The sequence below is a fragment of the Nonomuraea sp. 10N515B genome (assembly GCF_052245915.1).
GTDB lineage: Bacteria > Actinomycetota > Actinomycetes > Streptosporangiales > Streptosporangiaceae > Nonomuraea.
The window spans coordinates 1-8,802 of sequence record NZ_JBQQBQ010000135.1 but is presented as its reverse complement, the minus strand read 5'-3'; the positions used below and the strand labels follow the sequence as shown (position 1 = coordinate 8,802).

At 65.2% G+C, this 8,802-nt stretch carries 11 protein-coding genes and 1 pseudogene; 4 read left to right on the top strand and 8 right to left on the bottom strand.

Going from position 1 to position 8,802, the window contains the following annotated elements:
* Positions 1 to 122 precede the first annotated feature (122 nt).
* From ACTWQA_RS57955 to ACTWQA_RS57940, 4 genes are all read right to left on the bottom strand, one after another.
* Complete coding sequence (locus tag ACTWQA_RS57955; RefSeq protein WP_443167315.1) at positions 123 to 350, bottom strand: hypothetical protein; 228 nt, start codon at positions 348 to 350, stop codon at positions 123 to 125.
* A gap of 2 nt (positions 351 to 352) precedes the next feature.
* Positions 353 to 913 (bottom strand): hypothetical protein, encoded by a 561-nt coding sequence (locus tag ACTWQA_RS57950; RefSeq protein ID WP_443167314.1) that lies wholly within the window; start codon positions 911 to 913, stop codon positions 353 to 355.
* On the bottom strand, positions 910 to 2,940 hold the full coding sequence (locus tag ACTWQA_RS57945; RefSeq protein WP_443167313.1) for a hypothetical protein: 2,031 nt from the start codon (positions 2,938 to 2,940) through the stop codon (positions 910 to 912). Before ACTWQA_RS57945 ends, ACTWQA_RS57950 begins: the two co-directional genes overlap by 4 nt.
* Before the next feature lie 351 nt (positions 2,941 to 3,291).
* On the bottom strand, positions 3,292 to 3,558 hold the full coding sequence (locus ACTWQA_RS57940; RefSeq protein ID WP_327587889.1) for a GntR family transcriptional regulator: 267 nt from the start codon (positions 3,556 to 3,558) through the stop codon (positions 3,292 to 3,294).
* 326 nt (positions 3,559 to 3,884) lie between these two features.
* Here ACTWQA_RS57940 and ACTWQA_RS57935 point away from each other — a divergent pair, with 326 nt between their 5' ends.
* From ACTWQA_RS57935 to ACTWQA_RS57925, 3 genes are read left to right on the top strand one after another with little or no spacing between them, the layout of a single operon-like run.
* Positions 3,885 to 4,067 (top strand): hypothetical protein, encoded by a 183-nt coding sequence (locus ACTWQA_RS57935; RefSeq protein ID WP_443167312.1) that lies wholly within the window; start codon positions 3,885 to 3,887, stop codon positions 4,065 to 4,067.
* Entirely contained in the window at positions 4,064 to 4,354 is a 291-nt protein-coding gene (locus ACTWQA_RS57930; protein ID WP_443167311.1) for a hypothetical protein, read from the top strand. The genes ACTWQA_RS57935 and ACTWQA_RS57930 overlap by 4 nt, the downstream gene beginning before the upstream one ends.
* An 8-nt stretch (positions 4,355 to 4,362) precedes the next feature.
* Positions 4,363 to 4,599 (top strand): hypothetical protein, encoded by a 237-nt coding sequence (locus ACTWQA_RS57925; protein WP_443167310.1) that lies wholly within the window; start codon positions 4,363 to 4,365, stop codon positions 4,597 to 4,599.
* A gap of 138 nt (positions 4,600 to 4,737) precedes the next feature.
* Here the strand turns inward: ACTWQA_RS57925 and ACTWQA_RS57920 are convergent, their stop codons facing one another.
* A complete protein-coding gene (locus tag ACTWQA_RS57920) occupies positions 4,738 to 5,127 on the bottom strand; it encodes a hypothetical protein (RefSeq protein WP_443167309.1) in 390 nt (129 codons plus the stop codon).
* A gap of 70 nt (positions 5,128 to 5,197) precedes the next feature.
* Here ACTWQA_RS57920 and ACTWQA_RS57915 point away from each other — a divergent pair.
* Positions 5,198 to 5,588: pseudogene (locus ACTWQA_RS57915) on the top strand (IS982 family transposase); the annotation flags it as partial.
* Positions 5,589 to 5,656: 68 nt separating this feature from the next.
* Here ACTWQA_RS57915 and ACTWQA_RS57910 read toward each other — a convergent pair.
* From ACTWQA_RS57910 to ACTWQA_RS57900, 3 genes are all read right to left on the bottom strand, one after another.
* Entirely contained in the window at positions 5,657 to 6,139 is a 483-nt protein-coding gene (locus tag ACTWQA_RS57910; protein ID WP_443167308.1) for a PPOX class F420-dependent oxidoreductase, read from the bottom strand.
* Between the two features lie 38 nt (positions 6,140 to 6,177).
* Positions 6,178 to 7,626, bottom strand: coding sequence for an MFS transporter (locus ACTWQA_RS57905; protein WP_443167307.1), 1,449 nt, complete (start codon positions 7,624 to 7,626; stop codon positions 6,178 to 6,180).
* A 341-nt stretch (positions 7,627 to 7,967) separates the two neighbouring features.
* Positions 7,968 to 8,195, bottom strand: a complete 228-nt coding sequence (locus ACTWQA_RS57900; RefSeq protein WP_443167306.1) for a hypothetical protein — start codon at positions 8,193 to 8,195, stop codon at positions 7,968 to 7,970.
* Positions 8,196 to 8,802: the final 607 nt, after the last annotated feature.

The window sequence follows — 8,802 nt, the reverse complement described above, 5'->3', positions numbered from 1 at the left end:
GACTGAGCACCACCACGACACCGTGAGCACCAGACCCCGTCAGGCCACCGCCTGGCGGGGTCGTTCATGTCGTCCACATAGACACCACGAACGCCGCCTGCGTGCTCATTTTCAGCGTCGCCCTACAGCAACTCGCCGACGATCCTCTCCCCTGACGCCCGCGCCTGAGACCGGAGCCGGGCAAACTGGTCCCCGAACAGTTTCGCCGTCGGCCCCGTCCATACGGTTCCGCTCTGGAACTGCCGGAAGGGCGTCTCGATGCCGCTGTCGATCTCCTCAACCATCGGGCCGACTATGCGCAGAGCGTTTCGCAGGGCCTCGTGTAGCGGATTGGACACCATCGCCGCCATGGTCAGTCCTTCTTCTTGCCGGGAGCGGTGGCGTCATTGATCAGCTTGGGTGCGATCAGCTTCATCAACGCGATCACATCGGCCGCGTTGTTCCGCCCTTCGACCCCCTTTGACATCCCGATGAACAGCTGGGCCTTTCCTCTTACCAGCACCGCACCGGCCTGCGTCTTTTCGGTCCTTCCACCTTGCGTGTAGAACCCGATTCCGCCAGGGACGATCTCGGGCAGCGGCTTGTCACCGGCTGCGATCTGGTCCTTGACCCAGTCCTCTCCTCCCTTGGGTGTCAGATCGATGTCGAGCAGTTTCTTCTTCTCCCCCGTCGGCTGGTAGATGTGGCATCCCCCCACGCCTACCCCATCGCCGAAGCTCAGGTCGAAGTCTCCGAGAGCGGACGGGTTACGCACACCCGTCATCAGCTCCACAGCGCGAAGGGGAATGTGGTCGCAGATGTAGGGCGGCGCGGCGACCGTCGGCAGCGGTGTCCTGTCAACGGGAGGCTTCTGAGGGCTTGTGCAACCGACCAGAACCAGAGCCATGCCGAGAGCGATGGTAATTTTCATCATTTGTGCTCGCTGAAGGCGCCCTGGTAGGTATCGTGCAGCTCCTTTTTCGTTCTCCTCCATATCGTGCCCTTGTGGTCGTCCTCCGCCCAATCCTCGTAGGCGTCGAAGTGTGGATGCTGGACAGCGTTCTCGGGTGTCATCTCACCCAGCGTCATCAGGGACCCGTCGGGTTTAAGGAAGCTCAAGGAGCGGCGATCGGCCTGGCCGAAGAGCCCGTGGTCGAACATGGCCTGGGCCACGAGCTGAGTCGCCAGAAACTCCGACCTGGCCTTCGCCATGTTGGCTTCGTACGTGGCCTTGTTCTTGTTGATCTCAGTCTTGGCACCGTCCTCGATCAAACCGGTCCAGGCGCCCACGACGCCGGCCGTGATGGGCCAGCCACCCTGTTGCGGAATCGCCAGCCCGGTGTTGACCACCGCCATAAGTGCCTTCGCCTTGCGCTCTTGGGCCTCATCCAATTTCTCGCCCTGGGCGATACTGGCGAGCCCGGTCGCATCGGTGATCATGCCGAACCCCGCTCCCGTCTCCTTCGCGGCGGCGATGAAGTGGTCGCGGTCACCGTTTGCGGCATTGTGGTCGAGCAGTCTTCTTGACCACACGGTTTGGGCTGCCATCAGCGTCGAGACGGTCTTGGGATCCTCGTCGAACGCCTCCTTCATGACCTCGCGTACGTCCTCGGTGCGGAACTGCGCACCCCAGGGCTCGTTCGGTGGCAAGTGTGCGCCGCTGGTACTGCGGACGTCGGCCGAGCTGAGTCCCGACCGCGCCGCAGCGTGGTCGACGTCAGGGATGTAGGCGGCGAGGATGAGCGCCGTCGTGCTGGCCGGGACGGCGGATTCGGCGCCCTTGAGGGCTCGTTCGGCCTGCAACTTGACGAACTCCGAGGCCAGTTGGGCGGACAGGAAACCGCGGGACGGATTCTGCTCTGTGCCGTCGTGGTCCCTGAAGACTGTGGTGGCTGCCTCCACGGCATTGCCCACCGCCTCCTTGCCGTTCGCCGTCCGGCGTTCGATCAAGAAGCGTTTGAGCGCAGTGGGATCTTTGGCGAAGAAGTCCTGAGCGGCCGCGGGATTGCGGGCCAGTGCCGTCATCATGTCCACGATCGGGTCCTGGTGAGGATCGCGGAAGGCCGTCCCGCCTTGAGCCGGGAGTTTGCCGTCGTGGGCATCGATGGCCCTGGCCACCTGCAGGAGAAAGGCCGAGTCGAACGAGCCATGTCTGATCGCCTTCGCAAGCGCCTGGTGATCCCGCCCTGTGAGGCCGGAGGTGAACTCCTTACGCCAGTTGGCGTCCAACCGGGGGCTGGCGGTGCCGAGGGCCTTGCTGAGCGCCACCTGCAGACGCTGGTGCGCCTTGTCACCATGCACCGTCTTGGCCATGACCTTCCGGTACGTGGTGGCGCCCAGTGCGTGCATGAGCATCGTGGCGAAGGCCGGATCTCCGATGCGTTTCTTCAACTCGGCAAGGGTCTTGTCGTCGATCTCGCCGGTTTTCGCGGTTTCGGCCAGCCGGGCTGCGGCGGCGTAGACGTCGGGGTTACTGGAGGCCCGGTTGTAGAGGGCCTCGTCGAAGGGGACCATGTCGGCGGTATCGGCACCCCACTTGGTAGTCAGCGACTGGATGGTCGCGTTGCGCTGGCGCAGTTCCGGGCGTTTGGAGCTGATCCAGTTGCCCATCTCGCGAAGAGCCGTCAGGGCGGAGGTGTCGAGCTGGAGTTGGCTCAGGGCCTGGCGGATGCGTGGCTCGTTGGCGCCGAGCGTGGTTTCGACCCTCCCGAGGGCGCGCTCGAAGCGGTCCATTTCTGCGGGCGTGATGCCGGAGTAGTTCCAGTTCGGAGGGTTGGGGGTCAGCGACGGTCTTGCTGGGTCCGGATCAACGGTCTTGGCTGGTGGCGGTGTGGGTTGGTCAGGGGGGCGGTCCGGCGTGGGTAACGGGGTGGGGGTTGGCTCGGCGAAGCCCCCGGAGGGCTGGTCGGTCTTGGCCAGCGGCGGCGGGGAGGGGAGGGGGTCGGGTACTGGGTGACTCATAACGGGTCTCCAGCACGGAACGGCACGCGAATAGCCGCATTATCTCCGATCCCCGTACGCCTCGACGGGGGCTCATAACGCAATAGCATGGTCATTCCTGGCTTAGGCGATCTGCCGTCGCCAGGATGTACGGGAAACACGCTCCCCGGGTTCGCTCCCAGGAGTGATAGGTCTCAGCGCTTGGTCGTTCCCGATGTTTCCAGGTAGAGCGCCCTGTTTGCGTATGCGCACGTCAGAACGTTGGTGGCGGGACTGTAAACCGTTGGCCAGCACCAATCGACCGGAGCTGATCGTTTCGGTTAGATCTGATCTCCCGCGCTAATGCCGCGGCCTACATTAACAACGTCAAAGTCAGTCGCGACGCGTTTGATCTTCAGGCGTGTCGGAATTGTTAGGCCGGCTAACGAAGGTGCCCTTACCCAGGACCGAATAGAGCGTACCGTCGGCGAGCAGGGCGTTTAGCGCCTTGCGGGCGGTTCCCTTGGATACACCCAGCTCGTCCGCCAGCCGAGGCTCGCCGGGGACGGGCATGCCAGGTTGGTACACCCCTTCGGCGATTCTGCGCCGGATCTCGTTTGCCACAGCCTGCCAGCGGAGCTCATCGGGCCTGAAGTCCATATAGGTAACGATAGGAACCCAAAGGCTCCCGTTCCTTCCTCGAGGTACCTAGGGGAACCCCTAGGCATGACTGGGTAGGTCGTCGTAGTCTCGGACTATGCAGGCAACGCCCAGCAGCGGCCGCACAGCCTTGACCACGTTCCCTAAGAACTGGACAACGAGCTGTGCCGTGCTGCCTTGGCGAAGGGATGAGCTTGAGCGCGAGGCAAGGCATCGAAAGCGAGAGCCAGCTGAGCAGCAACCGTCCTGAATGAGAACTACGGGCCCGCCCAGCGGGGCAAGCGCTGAGACGGGCCCTTACAGATCGGACACGGGAGGTCCGACCCATGGTCAACTCAATCACAGACGTACGATTCACGCCGCTGCTGACCGCGGACGTCCAGGCCGTACTGGAGAGACACGGCTATCGGGTGCCTTCCGAGGGCGATCACGTTCACGAGCTCGTCATGGCTCGCGTCGACATCGCGCTCAAGAACCTCGTCGAGGTCTTCGAAGGGAGGACCTGGTGACCTGGCGAGACGAGATCCCCGACTTCCATGGCCCGCACGTCGAGCCGCCCAAGCCGGGCCACGTCATCCTCCCCTGGTACGAACCGGCCAACCGAGCACCGCGCATCCGCGTGGTCTCGCACACGTGCGAGTGCAAGGTAACGACGTACGAGCTGTGCACCGCCGCCGGCCAGGGCTTCGTCCGCCGTACAGACCGGGAGAAGGGCACCGTCCGTGAGACCGCCTGGACGCTGATCGCGACCGCCAGGCACACCTTCGATCAGATCCTCCAGGGCGAGGCGCGATGAGAAGGGAAATGAAGACCTTCACCGTGACCATCGCCGGCACGGAGCGATTCGACGGCGAGGCGCCCTACACCTGGGTCGTGGAGGCGCCTGACGTGATGACCGCCATGAACAAGGCCCTGGCCTACCACGCGCTTTCGCAAGAGCAGCGATTGTGCGAGCTGGAAATCGATCCTCTTCACACGTTCGAGGGGCTTCCCGTGAGGACTGCGGATATCACTGGAACGACCTGCGCCCTGCTGCCCTAGACGCAGACAGCGCTGATGGATGAGGTCGAGTGGTGTAGCCGAGGCCTCGAGAACGGATGCCCGGGCGCGCCTCGCGGGAGCTACGCGCCTAGATGATCAATCCCAAGGGGTGCCTGCGGAGGGTGTGGGGGTGGGCGGTCAGGCGTCGGGGTCGACTTCGGGGTGCGTGAACCGTACGGGCTTGCCCAGCGACCGGGCGTAGGCGATTTCGGCTCGGGTGCTGTCTCCGATGTAGTCGCCGACTACGAGCACCTCATCAGCGAGCCGGATCTTCGCTCGGTGCAGATCGTCGAGTCGAACCTTCAGCGCCTCGGCCTCGACAGGATCGGACCAAAGTTCGTGCGGCGACTTCATGTCGCAACCCGGCTTGACGACAATCTTTCCGGCTTTGGCCTCCCGCAGATCGGCCTCGGTCATCTCGGTCATGAAACGGGTGGAGCCGCAGATCACGACGATACGCGGGAGGCTCAGCTGCTTCTTCGCGTCGGCGAGTTTCTCCTCGGGGGTGAGCTGTTGCGGGTATGACACTGGTTCCTCCTGGTGGTGTGGTCCAAGGGGTGCCTGCGGAGACGAGAACGAGGGTGTCCAAGATCGTCTTATGGCGAACGACGTGGACACCCTCGCGACAGCACCCTATGCGACGACCGACGACATGCTGAAAGAGCATCCCGACCTGGCGCCGTGGCGCCCGCCGGTCGGCATTACGCCCCGCCTGAGCGATGCCGAACTGGTCACCCTGTCATGATGCAGGCCATACTCGGCTTCACCTCCGAGGCCAAATGGCTCCGCCATGCCCGTGCCCACCTGCGCCACCTCTTCCCCTACCTGCCCCAGCAGCCCACAACAAGCGGCTGCGCAAGGCCGCCGGTCTGATGCGAAGCGTCAACCGGATCCTGGCCACCACCACCTCGGCGTGGAGCGACGACGTATGGGTCGTGGACTCCACCCCGGTGGAATGCGGCCGCTCCCGCGCTGCTTACGGCCGAAGCTGACGGGGTAGTGTCAGCGGCGCCGAGCAGGTCGGGGACGGCCGCGCCTCTCAACCACTCGCCTGTCCCTACTCTTCGGCGGGGATGTCCAGGGCTGTGCCGTACAGGCGCGAGACGTGCAGTCTGATCACCACGCGGCGCTCGTCGACCAGCTGCCGGAGGAAGGCGGCCTCGTCAGCCGGGTCCTCGAAGCCTGGCGTGAGTGACAGCAGCTCCTTGCCGACCGCGTCTCCCGGCTCGGTGGTCACCTCGGACACCTCCGCGTCGCCCTCGGCGACGGCGAACGACCAGACGTTCGGCCCGTTCACGTGCAGCGACAGGCGGGGGTTGGTGCGGACGTGGCGAGCCTTGAGGCGGCCGTCCGTGGTGGAGACCCGGATGATCTGCTCGACGGGGTTCCAGTTGTACATGACAGTGGACAGGTGGGGGTGGCCGCTGCGCTTGACGGTGGCCAGGACGCCGAACTGCTGGCCGGCGAGCAGGCTGCTGAGTTCCGCGTCGGTGAGGATGCGGGGTTCGGCGGGGCCGGAGTTCGTCTCGTTGTCGCTCATGTGAATCGAATCCTGTCTGTGCTGGTGGGGACGGTTGATCAGGCTACGGGGATCGGCTGGGCCGCCTGCTGCGGGGCGGCGGTGTCTTGCCTGGGCTGGCGCAGGACGAGGAGCGCGACGGTGAAGGCGGCCACGAGCAGGGCCGCGGCGATGGCGAAGGCCACGTGGTAGCCGCCGGTCAGCGCGGCCGGCTGGCTCTGACCGGCGGCCAGCAGCTGATCGGTGCGTGTGGCGGCCAGCGTGGAGAGTACGGCGACGCCGAAGGCCATGCCGATCTGCTGGGTGGTGTTGAACAGGCCGGAGGCCAGGCCCGCGTCGTCGGCCTTGGCGCCGGACATGCCGAGCGCGGTCAGCGCGGGCAGCACCAGGCCGCCACCTGCGATGAGTAGCATCACCGGGAGCAGGTCGGTGAGGTAGTCGGCCCGCACCGGGATGCGTGCCAGCCAACCCATCGCGCCGAGCAGCAGCACCAGGCCTGCCAGCAGGACGGCGCGCTCCCCGAAGCGGGTGTTGAGCCGGGCCGAGACGAACAGGGACACCCCGCCGATGGCCAGTGCCGCGGGCAGCATCGCCAGGCCGGTCTCCAGCGCACCGTAGCCGAGGACCTTCTGCATGTAGAGCGCGACGAGGATCTGGAAGGCGAACATGGCCGACAGGGTGAGGATCTGCACCAGGTTGGCACCTGACACGTTGCGGGAGCGGAAGATCCGCAGCGGCATCAGCGGCGCCTTGGCGCTCGCCTGACGCCAGACGAAGGCGGCCAGCAGGGCAAGCGACACTCCACCGAGGCCGAGGGTGTGGGCCGCGAGCCAGCCGTACTGCTCGACCTTGACCACGGTGTAGATGCCCAGCATCAGCCCGCCGGTGACCAGCACGGCGCCGAGGACGTCGGCGCCTGCCGCGAGTCCGGCCCCGGGATCGCCGGGCAGGACCCGGATAGCCAGGGCGATCGTGGCCAGCCCGATGGGCAGGTTGATGAAGAAGATCCAGTGCCAGCTGAGCAGGTCGGTCAGGACGCCGCCCAGGACCTGGCCGATCGAGGCTCCGGCAGCGCCGGTGAAGCTGAAGACGCCGATCGCCTTTGCGCGCTCCTTGACTCCGGTGAACAAGGTCACCAGGATGCCCAGCATGACGGCGGAGGCCATCGCGCTGCCGACGCCTTGCAGGAAGCGGGCCGCGATCAGCATGCCCGGCCCGGTTGCTGCCGCGGCCAGCACCGACGCCGCGGTGAAGACCGCGTTCCCCACGAGGAACATGATTCTGCGGCCGATCAGGTCACCCAGCCTACCGGCCAGCAGAAGCAGCCCGCCGAAGGCGATCAGGTACGCGTTGACGGTCCAGCTGAGCCCGGCGGGCGAGAAGCCCAGATCCCGTTGGATGGTCGGCATCGCCACGGTCACGATGCTGCCGTCCAGGATCGTCATCAGCATCGCGGCCGACAGCACTGTGAGCGCCAGCCAGCGCGATCGAGGGGCGTTATCAGACATGGACTTCTCCTGCTCCATAGAGGGACAGGAGAGACCATAACAGATAGTTTTGTTATAGACGATCCATTGTGGACCTATTTAGGCTCGCTGCCGGCGCGCCGTACCACTTGCGGCGCCTCGACGGGGTCGCAAGATGTCCTGTGGCGACCAGGCGATTCATCGCCCGCAGGAGCGCCTCGCGCTCATCCTCCAGGCGGCGGGGGATCTGGGCGGGCCACCGCGCTGTACGAGGCCACGCTCGCCGACTGCGAGCGGGTGCTGGGCGCCGATCATCCTTTGACGAATGTCGTGCGGGCCAACCTGTCGCTGCTCAGGTGACCCCGTTCCTCGGACGTAGCTTCCTACGCTGATGGCCTCTGATCGTTGGTGAGCTCTCGGGCGTGGCCGCCTTCGCGGAGCTTTCGCAGATCGGGGATGTGGTTATGCAGCGTTCCTGCCGAGACGCCCAGCAGCTTGGCGATCGAGGTGATCGAGTTGTTCGGGTTGGGCAGCATGTCCCGTGCTGCGCGCAGCAGTTCTGGGGTGACGACGGTGGGGCGGCTGTACGGCTGAGCCGGCAGGCACAGCACTCAAGACGGTCAACGCTCCTCAGCCCGCCCAATTCGAAGGGGTGTAGCTCCTCCTCAGTGAGTGTCTGAACTGGGCATCTACGGTCTTCGCGCACTGCGGGCCACCTATGCGGAACCGCGGGCAACATCGGAGCAAGGGCCGTTCGGGGTTCCTGCACCGTTCCATGAGGAAATGGTTCGTTCCAAATGTAATTAGGTCTGGCGTGCGCTTCCTTTGCGAGCTACCTTCCGGGCAAACGATCAACGTGGTCGCCTGGCTGGGACCCTTCGGAAAGGGTAGGGCTTCATGGTACGGATGGTCCTGCGGCTTGCCGCTATCGCCTCGCTCTTAATCGCCGGCTTCACCATCACACCCACGACTGCTGCGTGGGCGGAGGCCGATTGCTCCCCGCCGCAGGAGAAGACCTTCTCCTTGCCCGGAAAGCCTGACGTGTGGGTGGGGGCCGAGCTGTGCATCTATACCAGGGGTACGGGCAACAATCAGAGGGCGTTACGCGAGGCGAAGTCCATGATGTCGCAGTGTGATCGGATGGATTTGTAGCGTTACCGCCCGTCGGCGGGCTGCCCTGTGCTGGGATAGCCGGGTGAGCGAGCGCAAGCCGTACCC

What these genes read in the sequence shown, in the direction of transcription:
- ACTWQA_RS57940 (WP_327587889.1), bottom strand. Translation starts at nt 3,558, where the DNA reads ATGGACTTCAGGCCCGATGAGCTCCGCTGGCAGGCTGTGGCAAACGAG.
- ACTWQA_RS57935 (WP_443167312.1), top strand. Translation starts at nt 3,885, where the DNA reads ATGGTCAACTCAATCACAGACGTACGATTCACGCCGCTGCTGACCGCG.
- ACTWQA_RS57925 (WP_443167310.1), top strand. Translation starts at nt 4,363, where the DNA reads ATGAAGACCTTCACCGTGACCATCGCCGGCACGGAGCGATTCGACGGC.
- ACTWQA_RS57945 (WP_443167313.1), bottom strand. Translation starts at nt 2,940, where the DNA reads ATGAGTCACCCAGTACCCGACCCCCTCCCCTCCCCGCCGCCGCTGGCC.
- ACTWQA_RS57910 (WP_443167308.1), bottom strand. Translation starts at nt 6,139, where the DNA reads ATGAGCGACAACGAGACGAACTCCGGCCCCGCCGAACCCCGCATCCTC.
- ACTWQA_RS57950 (WP_443167314.1), bottom strand. Translation starts at nt 913, where the DNA reads ATGATGAAAATTACCATCGCTCTCGGCATGGCTCTGGTTCTGGTCGGT.
- ACTWQA_RS57955 (WP_443167315.1), bottom strand. Translation starts at nt 350, where the DNA reads ATGGCGGCGATGGTGTCCAATCCGCTACACGAGGCCCTGCGAAACGCT.
- ACTWQA_RS57905 (WP_443167307.1), bottom strand. Translation starts at nt 7,626, where the DNA reads ATGTCTGATAACGCCCCTCGATCGCGCTGGCTGGCGCTCACAGTGCTG.